Origin of the sequence: Advenella incenata, assembly GCF_004217095.1 — a bacterium.
GTDB lineage: Bacteria > Pseudomonadota > Gammaproteobacteria > Burkholderiales > Burkholderiaceae_B > Advenella > Advenella incenata.
In genome coordinates, this window is the sequence record NZ_SHKO01000001.1 from 2,012,032 (window position 1) to 2,036,185 (window position 24,154).

23 protein-coding genes and 1 pseudogene are annotated in these 24,154 nt (G+C 54.4%); 14 read left to right on the forward strand and 10 right to left on the reverse strand.

All coding sequences use genetic code 11. From position 1 onward, the window contains the following. The first annotated feature begins 118 nt into the window (after positions 1–118). The 6 genes from EV681_RS09080 to EV681_RS09105 all read left to right on the forward strand — a co-directional run bounded on the left by EV681_RS09080 (position 119) and on the right by EV681_RS09105 (position 7,248). Positions 119–1,624 (forward strand): FAD-linked oxidase C-terminal domain-containing protein, encoded by a 1,506-nt coding sequence (locus EV681_RS09080; RefSeq protein WP_130303767.1) that lies wholly within the window; start codon positions 119–121, stop codon positions 1,622–1,624. A 7-nt stretch (positions 1,625–1,631) separates the two neighbouring features. Further along, positions 1,632–2,729 carry a glycolate oxidase subunit GlcE gene (gene glcE / locus EV681_RS09085; protein WP_128394416.1) on the forward strand — a complete coding sequence of 366 codons (1,098 nt, stop codon included), beginning with the start codon at positions 1,632–1,634 and terminating at the stop codon, positions 2,727–2,729. A gap of 6 nt (positions 2,730–2,735) precedes the next feature. Next, positions 2,736–3,962 carry a glycolate oxidase subunit GlcF gene (gene glcF, locus EV681_RS09090; RefSeq protein WP_130303768.1) on the forward strand — a complete coding sequence of 409 codons (1,227 nt, stop codon included), beginning with the start codon at positions 2,736–2,738 and terminating at the stop codon, positions 3,960–3,962. 49 nt (positions 3,963–4,011) lie between these two features. Further along, positions 4,012–5,130: a tRNA 2-thiouridine(34) synthase MnmA gene (mnmA, locus tag EV681_RS09095; protein ID WP_130303769.1), complete on the forward strand. Its 1,119-nt coding sequence runs from the start codon at positions 4,012–4,014 to the stop codon at positions 5,128–5,130. Between the two features lie 63 nt (positions 5,131–5,193). After that, on the forward strand, positions 5,194–6,570 hold the full coding sequence (purB, locus tag EV681_RS09100; RefSeq protein ID WP_130303770.1) for an adenylosuccinate lyase: 1,377 nt from the start codon (positions 5,194–5,196) through the stop codon (positions 6,568–6,570). 231 nt (positions 6,571–6,801) lie between these two features. After that, on the forward strand, positions 6,802–7,248 hold the full coding sequence (locus EV681_RS09105) for a c-type cytochrome (RefSeq protein ID WP_165392983.1): 447 nt from the start codon (positions 6,802–6,804) through the stop codon (positions 7,246–7,248). Between the two features lie 204 nt (positions 7,249–7,452). On the opposite strand, the gene EV681_RS09110 is transcribed toward EV681_RS09105, so the two are convergent. Beyond that, on the reverse strand, positions 7,453–8,142 hold the full coding sequence (locus EV681_RS09110; RefSeq protein WP_130303771.1) for a cytochrome b/b6 domain-containing protein: 690 nt from the start codon (positions 8,140–8,142) through the stop codon (positions 7,453–7,455). A gap of 134 nt (positions 8,143–8,276) precedes the next feature. Here EV681_RS09110 and EV681_RS09115 point away from each other — a divergent pair, with 134 nt between their 5' ends. The 4 genes from EV681_RS09115 to EV681_RS09130 all read left to right on the forward strand — a co-directional run bounded on the left by EV681_RS09115 (position 8,277) and on the right by EV681_RS09130 (position 12,085). Further along, positions 8,277–8,840, forward strand: a complete 564-nt coding sequence (locus EV681_RS09115; RefSeq protein ID WP_130303772.1) for a carboxypeptidase regulatory-like domain-containing protein — start codon at positions 8,277–8,279, stop codon at positions 8,838–8,840. 205 nt (positions 8,841–9,045) lie between these two features. Next, a complete protein-coding gene (locus tag EV681_RS09120; RefSeq protein WP_128394409.1) occupies positions 9,046–9,582 on the forward strand; it encodes a hypothetical protein in 537 nt (178 codons plus the stop codon). 163 nt (positions 9,583–9,745) lie between these two features. Next, entirely contained in the window at positions 9,746–10,237 is a 492-nt protein-coding gene (locus tag EV681_RS09125; RefSeq protein ID WP_128394408.1) for a hypothetical protein, read from the forward strand. Positions 10,238–10,375: 138 nt separating this feature from the next. Beyond that, entirely contained in the window at positions 10,376–12,085 is a 1,710-nt protein-coding gene (locus tag EV681_RS09130) for an FMN-binding glutamate synthase family protein (protein ID WP_128394407.1), read from the forward strand. A gap of 116 nt (positions 12,086–12,201) precedes the next feature. Here EV681_RS09130 and EV681_RS09135 read toward each other — a convergent pair whose 3' ends face one another. The 3 genes from EV681_RS09135 to EV681_RS09145 form a co-directional block, all read right to left on the reverse strand. Continuing rightward, positions 12,202–12,744 (reverse strand): hypothetical protein, encoded by a 543-nt coding sequence (locus EV681_RS09135; RefSeq protein WP_128394406.1) that lies wholly within the window; start codon positions 12,742–12,744, stop codon positions 12,202–12,204. A gap of 431 nt (positions 12,745–13,175) precedes the next feature. After that, positions 13,176–13,967, reverse strand: coding sequence for a CDP-diacylglycerol diphosphatase (locus tag EV681_RS09140; RefSeq protein ID WP_130303773.1), 792 nt, complete (start codon positions 13,965–13,967; stop codon positions 13,176–13,178). Positions 13,968–13,995: 28 nt separating this feature from the next. Continuing rightward, a complete protein-coding gene (locus EV681_RS09145) occupies positions 13,996–15,342 on the reverse strand; it encodes an MFS transporter (RefSeq protein WP_130303774.1) in 1,347 nt (448 codons plus the stop codon). Between the two features lie 116 nt (positions 15,343–15,458). Between EV681_RS09145 and EV681_RS09150 the strand changes: the two genes are divergently transcribed. Next, positions 15,459–16,037 carry a ribonuclease domain-containing protein gene (locus EV681_RS09150; RefSeq protein WP_242612178.1) on the forward strand — a complete coding sequence of 193 codons (579 nt, stop codon included), beginning with the start codon at positions 15,459–15,461 and terminating at the stop codon, positions 16,035–16,037. Between the two features lie 20 nt (positions 16,038–16,057). Continuing rightward, positions 16,058–16,357: a barstar family protein gene (locus EV681_RS09155; RefSeq protein ID WP_165392984.1), complete on the forward strand. Its 300-nt coding sequence runs from the start codon at positions 16,058–16,060 to the stop codon at positions 16,355–16,357. A 279-nt stretch (positions 16,358–16,636) separates the two neighbouring features. On the opposite strand, the gene sstT is transcribed toward EV681_RS09155, so the two are convergent. From sstT to EV681_RS09175, 4 genes and pseudogenes are all read right to left on the reverse strand, one after another. Next, complete coding sequence (sstT, locus tag EV681_RS09160) at positions 16,637–17,875, reverse strand: serine/threonine transporter SstT (RefSeq protein WP_130303775.1); 1,239 nt, start codon at positions 17,873–17,875, stop codon at positions 16,637–16,639. A gap of 275 nt (positions 17,876–18,150) precedes the next feature. Beyond that, the gene (locus EV681_RS09165; protein WP_130303776.1) at positions 18,151–18,735 is read right to left on the reverse strand and encodes a DUF421 domain-containing protein; all 585 of its coding nucleotides are present in this window, start codon (positions 18,733–18,735) and stop codon (positions 18,151–18,153) included. Between the two features lie 165 nt (positions 18,736–18,900). Further along, positions 18,901–20,406 (reverse strand): tripartite tricarboxylate transporter permease, encoded by a 1,506-nt coding sequence (locus EV681_RS09170; protein ID WP_128394580.1) that lies wholly within the window; start codon positions 20,404–20,406, stop codon positions 18,901–18,903. Between the two features lie 104 nt (positions 20,407–20,510). Continuing rightward, positions 20,511–20,957, reverse strand: a pseudogene (locus EV681_RS09175) (tripartite tricarboxylate transporter TctB family protein); the annotation flags it as partial. A gap of 230 nt (positions 20,958–21,187) precedes the next feature. Here EV681_RS09175 and EV681_RS09180 point away from each other — a divergent pair. After that, positions 21,188–21,898 carry a response regulator transcription factor gene (locus EV681_RS09180; protein WP_128394400.1) on the forward strand — a complete coding sequence of 237 codons (711 nt, stop codon included), beginning with the start codon at positions 21,188–21,190 and terminating at the stop codon, positions 21,896–21,898. After that, entirely contained in the window at positions 21,895–23,265 is a 1,371-nt protein-coding gene (locus EV681_RS09185; protein WP_242612179.1) for a sensor histidine kinase, read from the forward strand. Before EV681_RS09180 ends, EV681_RS09185 begins: the two co-directional genes overlap by 4 nt. A gap of 29 nt (positions 23,266–23,294) precedes the next feature. Here EV681_RS09185 and EV681_RS09190 read toward each other — a convergent pair whose 3' ends face one another. Further along, positions 23,295–23,567 (reverse strand): hypothetical protein, encoded by a 273-nt coding sequence (locus EV681_RS09190; RefSeq protein ID WP_128394398.1) that lies wholly within the window; start codon positions 23,565–23,567, stop codon positions 23,295–23,297. 88 nt (positions 23,568–23,655) lie between these two features. After that, positions 23,656–24,141 carry a GNAT family N-acetyltransferase gene (locus EV681_RS09195; RefSeq protein WP_207227022.1) on the reverse strand — a complete coding sequence of 162 codons (486 nt, stop codon included), beginning with the start codon at positions 24,139–24,141 and terminating at the stop codon, positions 23,656–23,658. Positions 24,142–24,154 lie beyond the last annotated feature (13 nt).

The following is a 24,154-nucleotide window of genomic DNA, read 5'->3' on the forward strand; positions in this document are numbered from 1 at the left end:
CGAAGTCATTTCGCTTTGCCGCGGGAGTGAACAATCATTAGGGTTAATCACGTTTTGGTTCGTGGCCGGGCAGGGTATACTTTGACGTTTATACCAGTTGTCATAAAAAAGGGTTGTCATGGATGTGAGTGCGCAGCTGCGACATGCGCCGCAGGACGCTGAAAGCGGACCGGATTTTTCTGAATTGATCGCTCAATTGCATCGCGGTTTGCCGGCGCATTGTGTGCTATCCCGTGTTGAAGAAAAAAAACCGTTTGAATGTGATGGGCTGACGCTTTTCAAGGAAATGCCAGGCGTGGTTGTGCTTCCGGAAAACGAGGAGCAAATCATTCACGTTCTGAAAACCTGTAAAAAAATGGGGGTGCCTGTGGTGCCGCGTGGCGCAGGTACAGGCCTGTCGGGCGGCGCGACGCCGCATTCGCAGGGTGTGTTGCTGGGCGTATCCAAACTCAACAAAATCAGACATATCGACGCGCAGGCAGCGACCGCTATCGTTGAACCAGGCGTGCGCAATCTGGCGGTGTCCGAGGCGGCTGCAGCATATGGTCTGTATTATGCGCCTGACCCATCCAGTCAGATTGCCTGTTCAATCGGCGGCAATATTGCCGAGAATGCGGGTGGTGTGCATTGCCTTAAATATGGACTGACGGTTCATAATGTCATCCGCCTGCGGATTGTGACGATTGATGGCGACATTGTCGAATTGGGCGCTGACGCACCCGACGCACCGGGTCTGAATCTGCTGCCGGTCTTCATCGGTTCGGAAGGCATGCTGGGCATTGTGACCGAAGTCAAGGTCAAACTCATTCCCAAGCCGCAACTGGCTCGCGTCATCATGGCAAGCTTCGCTTCTGTTGAGGCGGCGGGCGAGGCGGTCAAGAATATTATCGGATCGGGCATCATTCCTGCCGGTCTTGAAATGATGGACAAGCGCGCAACCCGCATGGTCGAGCCCTTTGTGAATGCCGGTTATGACCTGGATGCCGAGGCGATTCTGCTGTGTGAATCGGACGGCACCGAGGCCGAGGTTGAAGACGAAATCGTACGCATGGAAAAAGTATTTTCCGATTGCGGTGCAACGCGTTTGCAAACGTCCAGTTCCGAAGAGGAACGCTTGCGTTTCTGGGCCGGCCGCAAGAATGCATTTCCTGCCGCCGGCCGCATATCACCTGATTATTACTGCATGGACGGCACGATTCCCAAAAGCCAGTTGGCCTATGTGCTCAATGAAATGGTGAAGATGGAAGCGAAGTATCAATTGGGTTGCGCCAATGTGTTCCATGCGGGCGATGGCAATTTGCATCCACTGATTTTGTTCGATGCGAACGATCCGGACTCAGTGCGACGCGCTGAAGATTTCGGCGCCGATATCCTGGAGCTGTGCATCAAGGTGGGCGGTACGGTTACCGGTGAGCATGGCGTGGGTCTGGAGAAAATCAACCAGATGTGTTCGCAGTTTACTCGCGAAGAACTCGATGCCTTCACCGCGCTGAAAAAAGCGTTCGACCCCGATATGTTGCTCAATCCGACCAAGCAGATTCCGACACTGAATCGTTGCGCCGAATATGGTCGCATGCATGTGCACGGCGGTCAGATCGCTTTTCCCGATATCGAACGTTTCTAAACATCTTATGAAATTCATTAAAGAAGATCTGGCAGAACAGGTTGCAGCCGCTGTGGCAGGCCGCAAGCAGATTGTCATTCGCGGTGGCGGCACCAAAAGCTTCTACGGCAACGCGATTGCCGAAACCGAACAATTGGTGGAACTGGACGTGACACCGTACACCGGGATCAGCAGTTATGAACCGTCAGAGCTGGTCATGACTGCCCGTTGCGGTACGCCGCTGCGCGACATCGAAGCGGCACTGGATCAGGAGAATCAACGCCTGGCATGGGAGCCGCCGCATTTTGGCCAGCAGGCAACCATTGGCGGGGCCATTGCCACAGGGCTGGCCGGTCCTGGACGCATGGCTGCCGGCGGAGCCAGTGACTTTGTGCTGGGCACCGTGTTGCTCAATGCAGAAGGGCAGCAATTGCATTTTGGCGGCACGGTGATGAAGAATGTGGCCGGCTACGATATGTCGCGGCTGCTCACCGGATCCATGGGCGTGTTCGGCCCTATTCTGGAAGTCTCGTTCAAGGTGCTGCCCAAGCCGATTTGCGAAGTCACACTGCAGCGGCAATGTACCCTGAAGGAAGCGTTCGAATGCTTCCGCCAGTGGCAGGCCAAGGCGCTGGGTATCAGTGCCTCGGCCTGGATCCCGGAGGGCGATACACAGCAAGGCGTGCTCTATCTGCGCGTATCCGGTGCGCAGCCTGCTGTCAAACAGGCATGCGGCGTCCTGGGCGGCGAGCGGGTAGATGAGCAGACGGCTAAAGATTTATGGCTGTCGCTCAGAGAGCATACTCATCCGTTTTTTGGTGATACTGTCTGGCGCGTATCGGTGCCGCCTTTGGCCGACACGGTGAACGAATCGGTGCCGCTACTGGAGTGGGGCGGCGCGCAGCGCTGGCTGCGACAGGTCAGCGATGTGACCAACATTCGTCACGCCGCTGCGCAACGCGGTGGTCATGCGACATTGTTTCGCGCCGGCGCAGGTGTCAGTCAGCCCGTCGATGGTGTGTTCCAGCCGCTCAGCAGCGGGATTGCCGCCATTACCCGCCGTCTCAAGAGCAATCTTGACCCGTTGGGCACATTTTACTCAGGCCGGTTACTCAGGAATATCTAACGTATCATGCAGACCAATCTTGCCGACTGGGCAAAAAACAGCAGCTATGGCGAAGAAGTGGATGCAATCTTGCGCAAATGCGTGCATTGCGGCTTCTGTTCTGCCACCTGTCCCAGCTATCAGATACTTGGCGATGAGCGCGACAGTCCGCGTGGGCGCATTTACCTGATCAAGGAAATCGTCGAAGGCAAGGAGCCCACCAGCATTACCCAGAAGCACCTGGACCAGTGCCTTACTTGCCACAACTGCGAAACCACTTGTCCGTCGGGTGTGCAGTACGGCCATCTGGTTGATATCGGCCGCGAACTGGTCGCAGAACGCGTTACCCGTACGCCGACCGACCGTTTTCGGCGCACCCTGCTGGCGGCCGGGCTGAACTCCCAAGCCTTTGCACCTGCGGTGAAACTGGGCCGCATGTTGCGCTCCTTCATGCCGGCCACACTGGCGGCCAAGCTGCCGGAGGCCCGCCCGGCCGGGGCGCTGCCGGTCGGCCGCCACCAACGGCAGGTGCTGGTGCCGCTGGGGTGTGTTCAGCCTGCGCTGATGCCTTCGATTGATGCGGCGACCATAAGGGTGCTGGATGCCGCGGGAATTTCATCTGTGGATGTCAGTCGCAATACATGTTGCGGCGCCGTCAATTTTCACCTGGATAAAGTAAACAGCAGCATCGCCCAGATGAAAAGCAATATCGACGCCTGGGTGCCGTTGCTGGAGTCTGGCCAGGTAGAGGCCGTCATCATGAACGCGTCCGGTTGCGGTGCGTTCGTCAAAGAGTATCCATTTTATCTTCGTAACGAACCGGGGTATGTGGAAAAAGCGCGCTACCTGGTTCAGCATGTAAAGGATATTGCCGAAGTGATTGCGCCCGAAGCGGCGACACTGAAGGCCAAATTCAAAAAACCGCTACCGGCCTCAGCCGCATTTCATCCACCCTGTACGCTTCAACACTGGCAGGGACTGCGCCCACTGACCGAGTCGTTACTGGCAGATCTGGGATTTGACCTCAAGGCCTTTGGCGAGGCCAATCTGTGTTGCGGTTCTGCAGGGACGTATTCGGTGCTTCAGCCGGAAATTGCTACTGGCCTGCGCGATCGCAAGCTGGAAGCCATCGGCAAGACCTCGCCTGAAGTCATCATTACCTCCAATATGGGCTGTATGTCCCATTTGCAAACCGGAACGCAGACACCGGTACGCCATTGGGTCGAAGTGGTTGATGCTGCCTTAAGTGCTTAGAAGACGCTGATTTCCCCGTTTGGGCAGCCAGGACGGTAAAATATCGTCCATGACTGAACAAACCTCTGTAAAACCTCGTGTAGTGGTGGGCATGTCCGGCGGCGTAGATTCGTCGGTCAGCGCCTGGCTGCTCAAAGAGCAGGGTTATGAAGTCATCGGGCTTTTCATGAAAAACTGGGAAGATGACGATGATTCTGAATACTGCTCAACCCGTCAGGACTGGCTCGATGCGGCCAGCGTTGCCGATCTGGTCGGCGTGGACATCGAAGCGGTCAATTTTTCCGCCGACTATAAGGATCGCGTATTTTCGGAGTTCCTGCGGGAATATTCGGCCGGACGCACGCCCAATCCCGATGTCCTGTGCAATGCCGAGATCAAGTTCAAGGCGTTTTTGGACCACGCATTAACCCTGGGAGCCGATTACATCGCGACCGGGCATTATGCTCGCGTGCGGGCGGTGCAACGGGATGGCGCCACTGAATATGAACTGCTCAAGGGGCTGGACGCCAGCAAGGACCAGAGCTATTTCCTGCACCGGCTTAATCAGGCGCAATTGTCCAAGGCCTTGTTTCCCCTGGGTGAAATAGACAAAACCGAAGTGCGTCAGATGGCCCATAAGCTGGGACTGCCCAATGCGGCGAAAAAGGATTCCACAGGTATTTGCTTTATCGGCGAGCGCCCCTTTCGGGAATTTCTGAATCGTTATCTGCCTACCAATCCCGGCCCGATTCTTACTGATGATGGGCAGCAGGTAGGGCAGCATCACGGGCTTGCCTTCTACACCCTGGGCCAGCGCAAGGGATTGGGCATAGGCGGCATTAAGGGCCGTCAAAATGACGACGGCATCGCCGACGCCTGGTATGTGGCCCGCAAGGATTTGCAAAACAATACCCTGTATGTGGTGTCGGGTCATGATCATCCGTGGCTGCTGCAGCACGAGGTGCGTGCCGACGATGTCAGCTGGGTGGCCGGACATGCGCCTGTGGCAGGACTGTACGGGGCCAAGACACGTTATCGGCAGGCAGACGCGCCGTGCGAATTGCTCCCGGGCAGCGATCCGGGCCTATTACATTTGAAATTTTCCCAGGCGCAATGGGCTGTTACACCCGGTCAGTCCAGCGTTTTATACGACGGCGATATTTGCCTGGGTGGCGGCATTATTGCCTGAAGTTCGTCCGGCAGGGCAACGACCGTCTGCCGGTAATTCTCACTTTTATTTTTTTATTTCATTATGAATATTTCAGATTCGATTACTCCGCTCAATGCGTTATCTCCGCTGGACGGTCGTTATGCCTCTCGTGCAGCCGCCTTGCGGCCCTTTCTGTCAGAGGCCGGCTTCATGGCGCATCGTGTGGAAGTCGAGGTGTCGTGGCTTATCGCGCTGTCGCAGGCTGGCCTGAGCGAGCTGCCGGCGTTTTCTGCCGATGCCGAAAACGCCTTGCGCAGCTGGGTGCAGGATTTTAGCGAAGCCGATGCCCAGCGCATCAAGGATATCGAGAAAAAAACCAACCATGACGTCAAGGCCGTGGAGTACTGGCTCAAAGAGAAAGCGGCGGGTAATGAAGAACTGTCGGTCGCTGCCGAGTTCATCCATTTTGCCTGCACTTCCGAAGATATCAATAATACGTCGCACGCCCTGATGCTGACACGTGCTCGTGATCAGGTTATTGTGCCCGCGTTGCGCAATCTGCTGTCGATGTTGAAGGATGATGCCCGTCAGTTTGCACAGCAACCCATGCTGGCTCGCACGCACGGTCAGCCAGCCAGCCCCACAACCATGGGCAAGGAATTTGCCAATGTGGCTGCGCGCCTGGAGACAGCGATTGCCGCTATATGCGCGGTTAAACCTCTGGCCAAGCTTAACGGCGCAACCGGCAACTACAACGCGCACTACTCGGCCTATCCGGAACTGGACTGGCCTGCGCTGAGCAAAAAAGTGCTGGCCGATTTGTCCCTCACACAGAATCCCTATACCATCCAGATCGAACCACATGACTGGATGGCTGCGCTGTTTGATGCCATTGCGCGCGCCAACACCATTTTGCTTGACTTGAACCGCGACATCTGGGGTTACATCGCGCTGGGCTATTTCAAACAGCGTTTGCGCGAAGGAGAAGTCGGATCGTCCACCATGCCGCACAAGGTCAACCCCATTGACTTTGAGAACTCCGAGGGCAATATCGGGCTTGCCAATGCGGTCCTGAAACACTTGTCCGAGAAACTACCGGTGTCCCGCTGGCAGCGTGACTTGACCGATTCCACCGTGTTGCGCAATCTGGGCGTGGCCCTGGGTTATTGCATGGTTGCCTGGGACTCATGCAGCAAGGGGCTGGGAAAACTGGAACTCAATCCGCAGGTCATTGATCGCGATATTGACCAATGCTGGGAAGTGCTGGCTGAGCCGGTGCAGACCGTGATGCGTCGTCATGGCCTGCCGGAACCCTACGAGCAGTTGAAAGCACTGACGCGCGGTCGCGGGATTACCGAAGAAGCATTGCGCTCGTTTGTCCAGGGGCTGCAATTGCCTGAGGATGCAAAGCAGCGATTGCTGCAGATGACGCCGCGCAGCTACATCGGCCTGGCAGCAGAACTGGCCGCCAAAATCTGAACACCACATCAGATGGCTACATCAGTGAGCTGTTACTGAACCGATACTGGTTCCGGTCTGGCGAGGCATGATGTGACGTGACAGCTGGATGACAGGCCGGACATCCGTATCAGGCGGGCCAGCAAGGGGCAGTCGACAGAATGTTCGACTGCCCCTTGTGCTTTTTGGCGATGGCAAGCAATGACGCATTTGCGCTATCATAGGCGAGTCATTTATCCGGGAGTCAATGTAATGAAAACATCGGTTATAGTTGCTGCTACCTGTTTGACCTTGCTGTCCCTGACAGCAAATGCTCAGTTTCTCAAAACCAAGGAAGCGCAGGATTATCGTCATCACGGCATGGAATTTATTGGAGATAATTTCAAGCGCATGGGCCATATGGTCAAGGGCGAGCAGCCTTACGACAAGGAAGCGTTCATCAAATATGCGAATCTGCTCAAGACGCTTGCGCCGTTGCCTTTTGAAGCTTTCTACAAAGGCACCGAGGGCGGGGATGCAAAAGATGAGGTGTTTTCAGACCCTGAGGGCTTTAACAAGGCCAAAGATAAAATGCTGGTTGCGGTAGATCGGCTTGCCGCCGAAGCGCCATCTGGCGATATGAAAAAAATCAAGGTGGCGTTCGGCGGAGTTGGCCAAAGCTGCAAGGCCTGTCATGACAATTACCGCAAGGACGATTAAAGTGTCAAACGGTTGTGCCGGCCCGCTGGCGATTCCGGCTGCCGGCACACTGCCGATAGTATATTGTTGCGCTAAAGGAACACCCATCCGGCAGACGGATCACATTGGGCGTAAACGGATATTCCAGATGTAAAGGAACGTCACAGACAGCCTGACTGGCGCCGTCAACGGTTCACGCTGGCAGTGATGCGTGATCTGGCCAGTTCACCATTGCGAGAGCCAGAATACCAAAGCGGCGCAGATTAGCAATACGATGCACGCGCGGACGGCGGTAGCTGCATTATCCTGGCTGCGTACTGGCGCTTTTGCATCCGCGTGCCCCTGGGCCGGAGCGTCGCCGGTCACCATGGCGCGTATCAGGGGCTGACGGTGAAACACACTGTAATAGGCAATTGCACACAGATGCAGCGCTACCAATGCGACCAGCACCCATTCGCTGGCGTGGTGAACGCTGTTGAGAAAGCCGCTGGCCACCGGATTGAGTCTGCTTAGCGGGCCTTCGAAAAGGATGTCATCACTGGCAAAGAGCCCGCTGGCTGCCTGCACGCCAAAGGCCAGCAACATGGCAATGACAGACCAGGCGCCCAGTGGGTTGTGGCCCGCTGTCCATTGTGTTGTACGTAAATAGGCGGCAATTTTCCGTGGACCCACGACAAACTGTGTAAACCGCGCGTAATAGGGGCCGATGACGCCCCAGACGAGACGGAAAAGAATGAGGGTCAGCACGGCATAGCCGAAACGCGAATGCCAGGTCATCCAGTCCAGGCCGGTTTCCGACAACCAGCCCTCGGTAATGCCGGCAGACTTGACGCAAAAATAAGCGCCCGACACGCAGACAACCAATAACCAGTGAAACAGTCGCAAAGGCAGATCCCAGACTCTGATGTTATTCATTTGTCATTTTCCAGCAGGTTGCTTTCAGGCTGATTTCCGTTGCCCGACTTTACCGTTATTTTAACATTTGCAGTGTATTTGCCCCGGAGTTAGTCTATGATAAGCGAACTATTCAAATCAGCTTACAGGTACTCATGTCGCGTTCAACCAAAGTCCTTCTTGCGATCATTGCAGCGGCCGTGCTGGCAGGGTGTTCCTCTACCAAAACAGGCAAGGACCGTTCGATCAGCCATTCTCCACGAGACCAAGTGGTGCGAATCGGGTATGACGAAAGCGCCTACGCTCTGCCGATAGGGCAGCCTACCATGCTGGTGGGGCGCGCGTTCATTTACGATGCCATCAATGGCGGAGAACGCAGCGGCGGAAATGTCGATGTCGTGCTCAATCCCGTTTCGGCCATGAGCGACCAATGGTTCAACGAGGTGTGTCGTCGTGGTAATGTGCTGGCGGGCAAAGCAGATCCGCGCTATGCCGCCAGGGCCTATGCGTCCAAAACCAACTCTTTCGGTCAGTTTGCCTTCACCAACGTGCCGTCGGGCGAGTATTACCTTACCACGCGGCTCTACTGGATGGATACCAAACCCTTCTCGGGTGCCGTCCAGTATGGCGGATTGCTGGCCAAAAAAGTACGGCTTATTCCGGGAACAAATACGATCAATCTGTCTGACAGCGACAAATGCCGGGGCTATTTTCATTGATCATGCGGGGTTTCCGGCTGATCTGTGGCAACGGACGGGATCGTCCATGTTATCCGACGCTTTTCCCTTTTTTCTCCACATACAACTTGCTTCATTTCACATTATGTAATGAATTTACCCGGCTTTAATGATTAAATTTCAGGCAGGCAAAAGTTCTGTTTTGTGTTCTTGCAGCATTTTTTTCATTTTATTAGAAAGGCAAACTATGAAATTAATTACGCTTGTTACGGTCGTTGCAGTGACGACCGCTGTTGCCGGATGCAGTTTTTTCGAGAAAAAGGCCACATCCGCAACCGTAGCACCAATGGGTCCTGGCTCCTCAGCGACTGCCGTCCAGACGACCGGCGCCGGTAATCTGGAAGTTTACGTTGGTTCAACTGCCCAGCCAAAAGCGACCAAGGGCAAGTCAGCCAAAACGATTCCACTTCAGGTTGGAGACCAGACTTACCAGGGGGTCGGCCCAATTCTCACCCGTGCCGATATCAAGAACGTCTTCGTGACCAAGGCCGGTGATCGTCCCGCGTTGGGGCTGCGCGTCACACCCGAAGGCGCCCGCAAGCTGAATGCCGAAATTTCCGGTAAAGCCATCAAGGGAAAAATGGTTTTGGCCAGCCTGAATGATTCCATTTTTTCGACGACAATTGCTTCACCTGGTGCCGTGGATGACGGCGTGCTGCTGATGCCCATGGCCACGCTGAACAATGCCAAGACGGCAGCAGACATTATTCGCGGTAAAAAGTAATATCGCCTGGGTCTTCGGTTTTGTCGTGCCGGTTGCGTTGCGTGCAGTGTTCACTCTGAACATTGTTAACATTTGAGCGTTGTTTTTTCTCTGAATCTGTTGTAACGTAATCGGACGACTTTATGCGAAGTTGTTCTCAAATTAGTTTTAATTAGGAAATACTATGAAATTATCCAGAAAAGTTGCGTTGATTGTGCTTCCTCTGGCTGCGGTTCTGGCTGGATGTAACACAATGAAGACTGGTACCGAGAGCAATCCCGGCACCACTGCACAGACCCCTGCTGCTAAAGGTACTGCAGTAGACGTATTCCTGGCTTCTGACAAAGTCATCAAAAGTTATCGTCCTGTTAAGCTGAGTGAGAAACAGACCATTTATGTCAGCAAAACACCGATCATTACTCGTACCAATCTGACGAGTGTTGACCGTGTTCGCGACAGTCAGGGCCGCTCTTTTGTCAAACTGTCTCTGAATCCCGCCGGTGTTGCTGCTTTGAATGCAGCGCCCAAGGAACAGGGCTATGCGACAACCGTAGGTGGTCAGTTGGCTTCCCTCACAGGTATTCGCCAGAATAACGATTTCCTCTTCATGGTCCGGGATGATCAGGTTGCGGGATCCGTTGTCGAGGCCATCGCACCAAAAACAGCAGCCAAATAATATCGGCTGCGTGCATTGCCACCTGCCTTGTAAGTGGCAATACAAGCCTCGCCCTGCGGCGAGGCTTTTTTACGACCTTTGATCTTGTCATGTATAAGGCGTATTCTATGCTACCCGATGTCCAATAAAAGGTGCACAATGCTGTCGTTTTTTCCAGTCCGCTTCCTGGCATTTTTCCTTGTCATTCTTGGCACGGTGGTGTGCCTGGCCCTTGGCATGACCGTGTCCGCGGTGTGGTATGTGGCTGCGCTGGTTTGCCTGCTACTCACATTGATTGGCATCCATGATCTCGTTCAGTCTCGCCATTCGGTCAAGCGCAATTATCCGGTCATCGGCAATTTGCGGTTTCTGCTGGAATTTATTCGGCCTGAGTTGCGTCAGTACTTCATCGAAAGCGATACCGATTCGCTGCCTTTTTCGCGTGCCCAGCGTTCTATTGTTTACCAGCGGGCCAAACAGCAAATTGACAAGCGTCCCTTTGGCACGATCGAGAACGTCTACAGCGATGATTACGAATGGGTCAATCATTCCATGATGCCCAGCCATATTCCTGACCGCAATTTCCGGATTACCGTGGGGCAAGGTCAGTGCAGTCAACCCTATGACATTTCGGTGTTCAATATTTCTGCAATGAGTTTCGGCGCGCTATCTGCCAACGCCATCCGCTCTCTCAATCGCGGGGCCAAGGCCGGTGGGTTCGCCCACGATACAGGAGAAGGCGGGATCAGCAGTTATCACCTTGAAGCCGGCGGTGATCTGATCTGGAACATTGGTTCCGGTTACTTTGGCTGCAGGGACGAAAACGGACATTTTTCCGATAGCGCATTTGCCCAGAAAGCGACATTGCCCAATATAAAAATGATTGAAATCAAGTTGTCGCAGGGTGCCAAACCGGGGCATGGCGGCATCCTGCCGGGTGCCAAAGTCACAGCCGAAATAGCACAGGTGCGTGGTGTCACGCCAGGCGTCGATTGTGACTCGCCCGCGGCGCATTCGGCGTTCAGCACACCGGTTGAACTATTGCAATTTGTCCAGCGCTTGCGCACGTTGTCCGGTGGCAAGCCCGTTGGCTTCAAGCTGTGTATCGGTCATCCCTGGGAGTGGTTTGCCATCGTCAAGGCCATGCTGGAAACTGGTATTACACCAGACTTTATTGTGGTGGACGGTTCCGAAGGTGGAACCGGGGCAGCACCTGTGGAGTTCGTCGATCATATGGGCGTGCCGCTCAAAGAAGCGTTAAGGTTGGTACACAATGCTTTGGTGGGGGCCGGTTTGCGCGAACGCATCAAGATTGGTGCATCGGGAAAAATTATTTCCGCCTTTGATATACTCAGAACGCTGGCGCTGGGCGCCGACTGGTGCAACAGCGCACGTGGTTTTATGTTTGCTGTAGGCTGTATTCAGGCGCAGGCCTGTCATACCGGCAAGTGTCCTTCCGGCGTGGCGACCCAGGATCCATCGCGGCAGCGCGCCATTGTTGTGACGGACAAGGCCGACCGGGTAACCCATTTTCATCGCAATTCGGTGCACGCTCTGGCTGAGTTGCTGCAGGCTGCCGGACTGACTCATCCCGAACAATTGCGGGCACATCATGTGGTGCGGCGCATATCCAGTTCCGAGGTCAAAGTGCTATCGGCCATTTATCCGGAGCTGGAAAAGGGCGATTTGCTCAAGGGCAATTATCGACTGAAGATTTTCGAGATCTGCTGGCCGCTGGCTCAGGCGCATTCTTTTCAGCCTGCGCGCTCCATTGATCTGGTTGCCAGCGAAGTCAATACCGGTTATCAGGCCGGTGAGAAATCGGCAGAAAAGGACGCGCCGGTCTATAACGCGTTGCAACCGCTTTAATTAGAATGCTGCTTGGCACCGATGCATCGTGGTGCACTGCAGTGCAAGGCGAACATATTAGATATGCCACTTTGCACGCAGGGCCCCGGGCTTTCAGTGCCGGCTGCTGTTGTAGCTTATTGGGCAGCGGGCGTAGCAGGCTTGGCAGGTGTATCCGGCGCTGCAGGCGCAGGGGTTGCTGGCGCAGACGAGGCCGCTTTAGCCAGTTTTTCGCAGTTTGCTGTGAAATCCTTGATAAAACGATTTTTTTCTGCGATTTTATCCCTGGGAGTAGACCACAGCAGCTCAACAAACTCAATAAATGAAGAGACACGTTCGTCTGGAATGGCCGTGTTGTTGCTGACGGCTTCGTTTGCTTCGTCCTGCGTTTTGCCGTTTACGCGCATATCATAGAGCTGTGCAATGATCTTGCTTGCATCGATGCAGGTAAGCGTGACGGGCGTCGTATCATTGCTGGCGTCTTCGCCTTGCGCATTCTGATAGGGATCGTCCTGCTTCGGTGGCGGCACCGGCGCGGGAGGAGGCTGACGCAGTTCTGACTGCTGGGGTGGTTCGACATCGTCGTCATTGAAAAGTGTTGTCTCAATAATTTTCCATGCACCAAATGCAATGGCTGCTGCAACCAGCAACAAAATGAGCAACTTTATGAACGATTTCATGTATATCCTTACGCTTGTTTACGGGGTACGAACCGCCGTTCCTGACTATGACGAATCAATATACTATAACTTATTTGTGGCGGTCAGAAAATTCAGTAACCGATAAACATATTTACGAAATCATACGGTCATCCTACGGCGGCAAGCAGGGTGTTGGAATTGTCACAATTTGCCTGTTTCGCAGAAAAATAAGAGGCTGACGGTATCCTGTCGGCGGTCACTCGGCGGCTTTTGCATCGATTTTTGCGCCGGCTTTTTCAGGGTATTGCCGGCAATTGCGGTTGCCGCAAGCCGCTCATTGCCGTTGTGGGTCGCTCAGGGCTGGGCATGCACCCTTAATTTAATGCCAAAGAGCCCGCAAGGCGCAGCACACGTCACAAATAGCACAAACTGCAAGATGGACGAGAGCAAAAGCAATCGCGCCGGATCGCCTAACGCCCAGCCAACAATTGCGGGCAGCGATGGTCCTGAAAGTCTCCTTCAGCCGACGCCCCCGGGCGGTGGGTTGCAAACAGCACAAACTGCTGTTCGGACAGGGGGTACAGGGCCAGACTTACATTGGCCATGTCCTGCCGCGCGTGTGCAAGTGAGGCAATGGTCAATGCAATGGCGCCATGCTGCTCGAGCTCGTCCAGCGACACGGTTCGTGCCTGGTATGGATGGCCATTGATGCCTCCAGGCATCGGCTTCCACTGTGAATTGAGCTGCGATTGCAAGCCGGCCAGGCGCTCGCGCAGGGCGGGGCGGATACACGAAATGTGGATATGCAGATGATTTTGGCTGCGGCCCGATTTTGAATTGACGGTAAAGGAATAGTCCTGCACTGCGATGGCTCTGCCCAGCAATCGGTCCATATAGCGGCGGGCATGCCATGCCTGTGCAAAATATGGCGTGCGGCTTGCGCTCAGCAGCGCAGAATCTTCCAGACCTGTCACGTGGCGGGTGGGCATGTGCAAATACTGCAGGGGGCCGTTTTTATCCTTGAAGATGACATAGCCGTTGTCCATGTCAACTTTGATGCACGGCAGCGGAGGATTCTTGCCAGCCAGCTGATTGGGGACGCATTGGTCATGCACAAAATGCCAGAGTATGTCGCCGCGTGCCACCTGTTTGGTAGGTACTGCCGCCTTTGGTTCGGGAACCGAAGCGCTGTTACATGCTGTCAGCAGACCGCCAGCAAAAAGTAAAGTGGCGGTAAACCCGCAACGGGACCGGACAGACATATTTACTCCTTGTTCGGTGTGCTTGCCATTACTCCATGGGTTCGCGCATTTCAGTAATGTACGAATGGTCAGAGCGCATGACGACAAATACGAAAATGGCGTTGGCGATGCCAAGAAAAAGAACAATCAGCGGCACGGTACTAAAGGCAATAAGCAGGCCGGTAATGACCGAACTGGCCACCAGGAAAATGGCATTCATGATGTTGTTGGCGGCAATCACACGCGAGGAATGGGTTTTCGGTGTTTTTTGCTGGATCAGCACATAAAGCGGTACGCTGTACAGTCCGGCCGACATGCTCAGCAGGAACAACCCGGTGATTAACAGCCAGTTTGCGGGTAGCCTGACAAATTCGTGCAGCGCCAGCAGATGCGTGGCATTCAAATCATGGGCCAGAAAATACAGCGCAACGGAAAAGATGGTCATGCCGGCGGCGCCGACGGGGACAAGCTTGAGTACGTTCAGCCCTTTCTTGCCGATCCAGCCACAAAGGACAGAGCCAAACCCAACGCCGATTGAAAATACGCCCAGAAGCAGCGTGGCAACCTGTTCGTCACCACGCAGGATTTCCTTGGCAAAAACCGGGAATATATTCAGATACACCGCACCAAAAAACCACATCCAGCTGATCAGCAGAATGCTTTTGAACACATGCCGGTCATGGAAGGCGTACTTGAGGTTTTCTATGGTGCCGCCGATCGGATTCCAGTTCAATTTCAGATCGGCAGAAGATACGGGCGTAGGCGGAACCAGCCCTGAGCAGAGCCGGCCTGCGACCGCAATCAATACGCAACAGGCCGCCACATAATGGTAGCCGAAGCCTTCTATGCCGGCCATGAATCCGCCCGCCATATTGCCCAGCAGAATCGCGACAAAAGTGCCCATTTCGACCCAGCCATTACTGCTGACCAGGGTGGTGCCGTGAAAGACCTGCGGCAGATAGGCAAACTTGACCGGTCCGAAAACGGTGGAATGGATGCCCATCAGCAGCACGCAGAGCAGCAGGATGTACACTTGCTGGTAAATGAGCGCAAAAGCGGCCAGCCCCATAATCCCGATTTCAGCCGTTTTGATCCAGCGCATGAATCGCGCTTTCTCGAATTTATCTGACATTTGTCCGCTCACTGCGGACAGCAGCAAAAACGGGATAATGAACATGCCATTGATGACGACGCCAGCCATTTCCGGCGGCAGCCAGCTTACCGAAACATGATACGTAAGCATGATCGTGACTGCGAACTTGAACAGATTGTCATTGGCCGCACCCGATATCTGTGTCCAGAAATACGGAGCAAAACGCCGTTGCAGCATGATATGGGTCGCATCGTCGGCCGCAGCGCCGTCTTTGGCAGTATCGTGGGAAGAGGGATTTGTCATGAAAATATATGTTACAGCAGCGGAATTGGCCGGACAGAAACAACAGTCGCAACATTAAACCAAATTGCCGGTTCGTGGTTAAGGAATAGCAGTTTAGTTAAAATGTATCATTGGATGTGTCAGAATTTCGTCATTCTGTCAACACAATCGGCTACACTCTGAGCACCAAAAACACGTTTGCGAGTAGCGATATGCAACGGTTCCTGTCGACATTAATATTAGCATTCTGCGCGCCAGCGTATGCCATGGGCTGGGCTGCGCCCGGCTCGGCTCCTGTCAAGGACGGTAACGCTTTGGCTGGCGGCGCCGATCGCTGTGAAGTCGTGCTCGATACGTTCAACAAGGCCACGCTCGGCGGCCAGATCGATACTGCGCAACTGACCGACATTGTGCGCTCGCTGACATCCCGCAAGCAGTTGCCTGCCAACTTTGTAACCAAGAAGCAGGCCCGTCAAGCAGGCTGGTCGCCAGGGCAGTATTTTTCCGATATACCTGCATTGCGTGGTAAATCTATTGGCGGTGACCATTTTGGCAATTATGAGCGTCGCCTGCCACGGGGGCAATGGAAAGAAGCCGATTTGGACTACCGTGGAAAAAAGCGCAACGCCAAACGGTTGGTCTTTGCCCAGGCCGGCCAGCAGTATGTGACCGTGGATCATTATGAGACATTTCACAAGGTGCCAGCATGTCGATGAGAACTTCGAAACGCAGGAGAATGAAGACCGTACGCCGCACCCCCGCGCCGCTCAAGACCTGCGAATTAACGCATATTCATTCGATTGATGATGTTTATGACCAATTGCAAATCGCGCTGCATCTGCCCCAGTATTTCGGCCGCAATCTTGATGCGCTCTACGATAGCCTGAGTGCGGATGTAAAGGGCCCTTACCGGATTGTCTGGCACGGTCATGCCAGAAGCGCGATCGAGCTGGGCGAATTGTATTATGAAGGATTGCTGGATATTTTCAGGGCGGTGGCCGGCGAACGTGACGACGTGCAGCTTGAACTGGACTGAGCCTGTAAGCGTGATAGAACAAGGCTAATTTGTTCACGGCTGGTCTGGCGTTGACGTCCTGCAAACAGCTATGTGGCGCGCGCTATATCGGTCTGGCCAGGCGTAAAGACCGCAGCATGTTCAGCTAGACGGGTTGATCAGCGCAGACGGGCATAGTGCGCAGAGGGCGCCTTTGCCGGTGTTCCTTTTCATCGAATATACTGCAGAAAAAAAACCGGCCATGGGCAGACCCATGAGCCGGTTTGCTGTTTGTCAGTGCTGCTCATGCAGCATGCGGTTTCAGAGTGCAATTTCGCGTTCTGCTGCTCCCGGGTTTTGCATGGCTTTGTCCGCGGCGGCTGTAAACAGTACATCGGTGGATGAGTTGAGTGCGGTCTCACAGGAGTCCTGCACCACACTGATGATGAAGCCGACCGTCACCACTTGTGCGGCCAGGTCATTGTTGATGCCAAACAGGCTGCAGGCCATCGGAATCAACAGCAGCGAACCACCGGGCACGCCCGAGGCGCCGCAGGCGCCGATTGTTGCCAGCACACTGAGCAACAGTGCTGTCGGAATATCAACCGGAATGTTCAATGTATGGACGGCAGCCAATGTCAAAACAGTGATGGTAACGGCTGCCCCGGCCATATTGATGGTTGCACCCAGCGGGATCGACACCGAGTAGGTATCTTCGTGCAGGCCCAGTTTTTTGCACAGGAGCAGATTCACCGGAATGTTGGCGGCTGAACTGCGCGTAAAAAAGGCGGTGACGCCGCTTTCAGCCAGGCACCGGAATACCAGCGGGTAGGGGTTGCGGCGAAGCTTGAAATACACGATAAGTGGATTGACCACCAGGGCGACAAACAGCATGCAGCTGACCAGAACCAGCAGCAGCCGGCCATAGGCTTTGAGCTCGCCCAGGCCGGTTGTGGCCACAGTAACTGCAATCAGACTGAAAATGCCCAATGGCGCCAGGCGGATTACCCAGCGCACGACATTGGTCACTGCTTGCGCTGCGTCGTTCAGGATAGCCTTGGTGCCGGCGCTCGCGTGACGCAGGCTGATGCCCAATAAAATGGCCCAGCTCAGAATACCGATATAATTGGCTGTCAGGATGGCATTGACGGGGTTATCTATCAGGTTGAGCACCAGCGATCGCAATACTTCCACAATCCCTGCCGGGGCACTTTGCGTGACCTGACTGGTCACCAGTGTAAGCGTCGTCGGAAAGGCAAAGCTGGCCACGACGGCAATCAATGCCGCCGCAAACGTACCCAGTACATAGAGTAATAAAATTGGCTTGATATAGACTTCAGTGCCACTGCGATGCTGGGCAATTGCCGCTATGACCAGCACGAAGACCAGCACCGGTGCGACTGCCTTAAGGGCGCCGGTAAAGAAGGTACCGATAATCTGGCTCGATTGGGCAGCCTGTGGAAAAAATACGCCAAATAAAATACCAAGAACCAGACCGATGATGATCTGCCGAACGAGATTACCGCGAGCGATAGCGGCCAATAAATGCTGCAAATTCATGACATTGTTCCAAAATGCATGTGATCCCGCAGAACCGTGGGCAGCACAACCACTATGTCAGGCCGAACGCGTACGCGCGGGCAAAGGCTGATCCGTCGCTGCAGGAAAACGATAGAAGCGTTGCTGTCGGGCAACGTAAAAAAGGGAAGCGCCGCTCAGGATTGCCCTGAAAAAGTGCACTGGGCGTCATGTTAGCTGCTTTTTTGCCGCTTGTGTTTCGAAATGATGACGTCAGGGCAAAACGGGTTTATGCGCAGGAAGGTCGATTTCGCCGGCTATTGGTCGCTATCGTCCCAGGTCCGGGTCGCTGCGATTGTGGCGTGCTGACCGGCTTCGGGTTGCGCACTGGCGCTGCCTGTACCGCCAGCGCTGTTATGCTTGTCCACCTTGATGACGCTGATTTCGCCATTGGCTTCCAGAAACGCGCGTTTGACCTGCATCAACTCATCAATCCCGTTAATGCGTAGCTGCTCCAGCAATTCGGCGCGGGTGACATATTCGCGGCGCATATTTTTCAGTTGCAGGATACCGTCCTTGACAAGCAACAGCTGGTCAGGTGAAAGCACACGGCTTACTGCTGGAAAGAAATATCCCAGACGGTCAACCAGGAATGACCACAGAACAATACCGGCGGCCACTATCAGGCCATCTGTGACCGTATCTGAAGATCCGGACAGCCCATTGCCGACGGCTTCCGATACCAGCATCACAACGACGATATCGGCAAAGCCCAGTGAGCCGATGTTACGCCGCCCGCCGAACCTGAACAGCAGATAAATACCCCAGTAAATGGCCGTGCTGCGCAAAAAGGCCTCGCCGAAGGTTTGCTGCATTTGAAATACGTCACTGAGCATACTCATAGGGAAATTCCTGTGAAAGAAGGAACGATACAAACAGGGGCTAGTCTGCAAAGTATACCGTGCGATCCGCGTCCATAAAAAAACGCCCCGTACCGGTAGCGGCACAGGGCGGTTGTTGTCTGCAGTCAGGCGAACCGCAAGGCGCGGTCAGCCAGCAACTGCAGTTTACTCTTCTTCGACGAAGGTCTCTTCGCGTTTCTTGCGAATCGAGGGCAGTGCGACCAGCACCACCAGCGCAGCGGCCAGGATAAGCAATGACATGGACAGAGGGCGAGTGACGAACGTACTGAATTCGCCGCGGGACAACAGCAGGGCGCGACGGAAATTCTCTTCCATCATCGGACCCAGCACCAATCCGAGCAGTAGCGGGGCACCTTCACATTTGAGTTTGCTCCACACATAGCCCACGATACCGAAAATGGCCATGATGTAAATATCAAACACGTTATAGTTCAGCGAGTACACTCCGATAGTGCAGAACAGGACAATAGCCGGGAACAGGACACGGTAGGGGACTTTCAACAGCTTGACCCACAGGCCGATCAGCGGCAGGTTCAGAATCACCAACATCAAGTTGCCGATCCACATGGACGCAATCAGACCCCAGAACAGTTCCGGATGGCTGGACATAACCTGCGGTCCTGGCTGAATGTTGTGGATGGTCATTGCACCTACCATCAATGCCATCACGGCATTGCCGGGGATACCCAGCGTTAGCAATGGGATGAAGGACGTCTGCGCAGCGGCATTATTGGCCGACTCAGGTCCCGCCAGGCCGGCAGGATGGCCTTTGCCGAAACGATGTGGCTCCCTGGATATTTTCTTTTCCAGCGTATAAGAGGCAAAGGACGACAATACGGCGCCGCCACCGGGCAAAATACCCAGCGCAGATCCAAGCAGGGTGCCGCGGATACACGCCGGTGCTGCTTCACGCAATTCCTGCCGGTTCGGATACAGCGCACCAATCTTGTCTGTAATATCTACCCGGTTTTCTTTCTGCGCCAGGTTGTTCATGATTTCGGCCAGACCGAAAACACCCATGGCAACCACGGCAAAGTCAATGCCATCTTGCAGTTCGGGAATGCCGAAGTCAAAGCGGGCCACGCCTGAGTTGACATCGGTCCCTACCATACCGAGCAGCAGACCCAGCAGAATCATGCAGATCGCTTTGGGCAGGGAGCCAGAGGCCAGTACCACGGCGCCGACAAGACCCAGTACCATGAGCGAGAAATACTCGGCCGGCCCGAACTTGAAGGCAACCTCGGCCAGTGGTGGCGCAAAGGCGGCCAGCAACAGGGTCGCAAAACAGCCTGCGAAGAACGAACCCATCGCAGCGATTGCCAGCGCAGCGCCGGCCCGACCGTTCTTGGCCATTTGGTGGCCGTCCAGTACGGTAACCACCGCTGAGGTCTCGCCAGGCAGGGCTACCAGAATAGCCGTTGTCGAGCCGCCATATTGTGCACCGTAGTAAATACCGGCAAGCATGATCAGGCCGGCGGTCGGCGGCAGAATGTAGGTTAACGGCAGCAGCATGGCAATCGTGGGTACAGGGCCGATACCGGGCAAAACGCCGATCAGGGTGCCCAGAATACATCCGAGCAGGGCATAGGCCAGGTTTTCAGGCGTAAAAGCGACCGAAAACCCCAGGGCCAGATGTTGTAATAAGTCCAGCATGATTATTTTCCTTTGATCCGACGTATCAGCATGACAACTGCAATCACGATACCCAGCGGGATCGTGATCTGCGCCAGGGTGCTCCATTCGGCAATGGGTTCAGGCCAAAGCGGGAATATCAGACCCAGGCCTTTGACGAAGGCCAGCCAGGCAAACACGGTCAGGAAGATGGCATTGCCCACAGCAATTGTCAGGCTGAATTCATGACTGGCCAGGCTGCAAAAAATGACCAGCAGTGGAGTGGCAATGTACAGCCCCAGGTGATCCAGCATAATGCCGTACAGGCTGATACTGCCAATAATCAGAAATAGAATATCCCAGTCGAAATGGCCGACGGCGCTGTCCTCGGCCGGCTTGCCGCGCAGGGAATTGACGGTAACAATCGCGCCCAGCAATGCCATACAGATGGCCAGCCAGAAAGGGAAATAGCCTGGACCCATGCGGCTTGGTGTGCCCATGTCATAGCTGTATGAAAATATAACGAAGCCCAGGCCGATGGCCACAAACATCAGGCCGGACCAGAAGTCCTGTTGATTTTTTATCTGCATAATTTACCTTTTAAGTCTCCACTAAAATTGCAGGTGTATAGACAGAAGATTGTATAGAGACAAAAGTCTTGCAGTGGATGACGAAAACATTACCGTTTTGTCATGATTGCATTTGAATAAAAATGTATATTGGAATTCTGGTCGGTACGGCACGCGTGCCGGCATGAAATTGTATGATGCTCAGGTGGCGGTGCAAAGCCGACAAAATGCATAGGAACGGGGGGACGCTCATGTGGCACTGCTTGGTCATTGAGGACGATTATGAAAACGCACGATATATTGCCAATGGCCTGAATGAGTTGCGGCACGATGCTGTGGTCTGCGGCAATGGCGCAGACGGCATGCGACGCGCCAGTGAGCAGCAATGGGACATTATCATCCTGGACCGGATGCTGCCCGGCAATATTGATGGCCTGTCCATTCTTTCCACGCTGCGCGCGCTGGGCAATAAGACGCCGGTGCTGGTGCTTAGCGCCTTGTCAGGCGTGGATGAGCGCGTTCGTGGTCTGAAATCGGGCGGCGACGATTATCTGACCAAACCCTTTGCCTTTTCCGAGCTGATCGCCCGGATCGAGGCGCTGATCCGGCGTGCCGGCAGCGACGATACTGTCAAGCAACTGCGGGTTGGCGATCTCAAGTTGGATCTGATCAGCCGGAAGGTGGAACGTGGCGGCAAACTCATCAACCTGCAGCCCCGGGAATATCGTCTGCTTGTCCACATGATGCAAAATGCGGGCAATGTCGTGACCCGCACCATGCTGCTTGAAACGGTGTGGGACTATCGTTTTGATCCGCAATCGAATGTGATTGATGTTCAGATCAGTCGCCTGCGACGCAAGATCGACACAGGCTTTCAAACCCAGCTGATTCACACGGTATGGGGCGAGGGCTACGTCCTCGCGGATCAAGGGCAGACGACCGGGCAGGATATCGCGCAGTGATTGGTCAATTCGTCCGTTTTCTGGACCGGACATGGAATTCGATTTCCTTTCGGCTGACATTCAATTACGGAATGCTGGCCATCTTTTCCATCTTGGTCCTGATGGCATTTATTTATTTGCAGGTGGTAGGTGCGTTGCATTCCCAATTGCAGCGGCAAATCGCTTCGACGACCCATCGGCTGGTGACCGATTTTGAAGCGGGCGGGTCTGATCGGTTGATCCGTTCACTGGCCTTTACCCTGTCCGATGATGTCGATTCTGACAAGGGATTGTATCTTTTGCTTAATCAGACTGGTGAAAAGGTGATCGGCAACCTGGATGCTGCTCCGGTCTCGCGGCTGTCAGAGATCGCGGAAGCTGATGTGAGCAACGAGGGAGTCGCGCTTAGCGGCAGGTTCAAGGTGTCGATGCTGGATGATGGCAGCACGCTGGTGGTCGGTGTGGACCTGGCCGAGACCAACAGAACCATCGCATTGATCGGACAGGCCTGCCTGGTCACGCTGTTTGTTGCCCTGATGCTGGTGATTGTGGGTACATTCATTTTCAGGCGCGAACTCGATTACCGGGTCAGCAGCATTCACAAGACAGCCACGCAAATCAGCAGTGGTCAACTGTCTTCCCGTATACCACTGTCTGAAATCCACGATGAGTTTTACCATCTGAGCTACGAAATCAACTCAATGCTGGACCGTATCGAGGCACTCATGAAGGGCGTTCGTCATGTGTCCGATACGATTGCGCATAATCTGCGCACGCCCCTGACGCGCATTATCAGCCGGTTACGCACGGTGCAGCGGCCCGGTCATTCTGCGCAGGAAGTGATGCAGGCCACGCATTTTGCCGTTCAGGAAATTGAAAACCTGAATCAGCTGTTTGAGAAGCTACTGCAGATCTCCGAGATTGAAGCCGGTGTGCATCGGCAACGCTTTCGCATCTGTGATTTTTCCGCAATCGCCGATGACGTCATTGACCTTTACAGCGCCTTCGCCGAAGACCGGCATCATCAGTTGTCACTGAATGTCCAGGGCGACTGCCATATCCAGGGGGATGCAGACCTGCTGGCCAGCATGCTGGCCAATCTGGTGGATAATGCACTGAAATATACCAGCCAACATGTCTGGGTCAGTTTACAGGGCGAGCAGGGGCAGTTGTCGATTCGGATAGAAGATGACGGTCCGGGGATTCCAGCCAGAGAATATGGCAATGTGGGCAAACACTTCTACCAACTGGATCCCAATGCCACCGGCTTTGGGCTCGGGCTCAAAAGCGTTATGGCCATTGTGACCATGCATGAGGGAACCCTGACGTTTGAGGACCGCCGGCCCGGGCTCAGAATCACAATTGTGTTTCCGATCGAGCAGGGGTAGGCGTCGGACACCGGTTGAGATACAGGCCGTCAACCGAAGTAGGGTGCGCGTCTGCCGACCTTGGTTACGCCGTCTTCATCAATCTGATAGAAATCCTTCGGACTGTTCCAGCACTCGTCAAAAAGCGCATCCAGACGTTCTGGTCCGAATTTTTCATACGCGTTTTCCTTGACCAGAACGAATCCATCCCGGTGGCTGTTCATGTAGTATTTCACAAGTGATAGCTGTTTGCCCACCCGGTAAGCTTCGTAGACCACGCCTAATGCATCGCCTTTACGTACAGCCCATTTTTCAAATGCCATCGCTGTCTCCCAGCTTAATTGCTCACTATACAGCAGATACGGCAACCATTAGCGTTCAATGCGGTGAAACGGTGAGTTGGCCCTGGGATCAGGAAATGGTCGTCGTCTGGTCATTATCCTGGTCCAGCCGCCGCGTCAGGCGTAGCATGTCATACAGCCGGATGCCGTCTTCGACGATGGGTTCATCGTAGTTGTCGATGAAAAAATTCCGTTCAATGCCGGTTACCCGAAAACCCTGTTTTTGGTAAAAGGCGAGCTGGTAGCCGAATGATCCGGTTCCCACCTCCAATCGTAGCGCACCAGATCGCCGATAAAAATCGATGATCCACTTAAGCAGCAACGTGCCCGTACCTGTTTTCTGGTGATCCGGATGCACGGCGATACTCATGATTTCGCAGCATGCGACCCCCATCGGCTGTACCAGGCATGCGCCGATCACCATTCCGTCGCGGGAAGCGACAAAGCACTGCGAGTGGGGAAGATACGAGCGAATCTTCTGCTCGGATGGGTCGGCCAGCAGCAAAAGATCAATAGGCGCTTGCGTTGGTGGTACTTGTTCAATGAGGGGCTGCATATTTCAGGTGTGG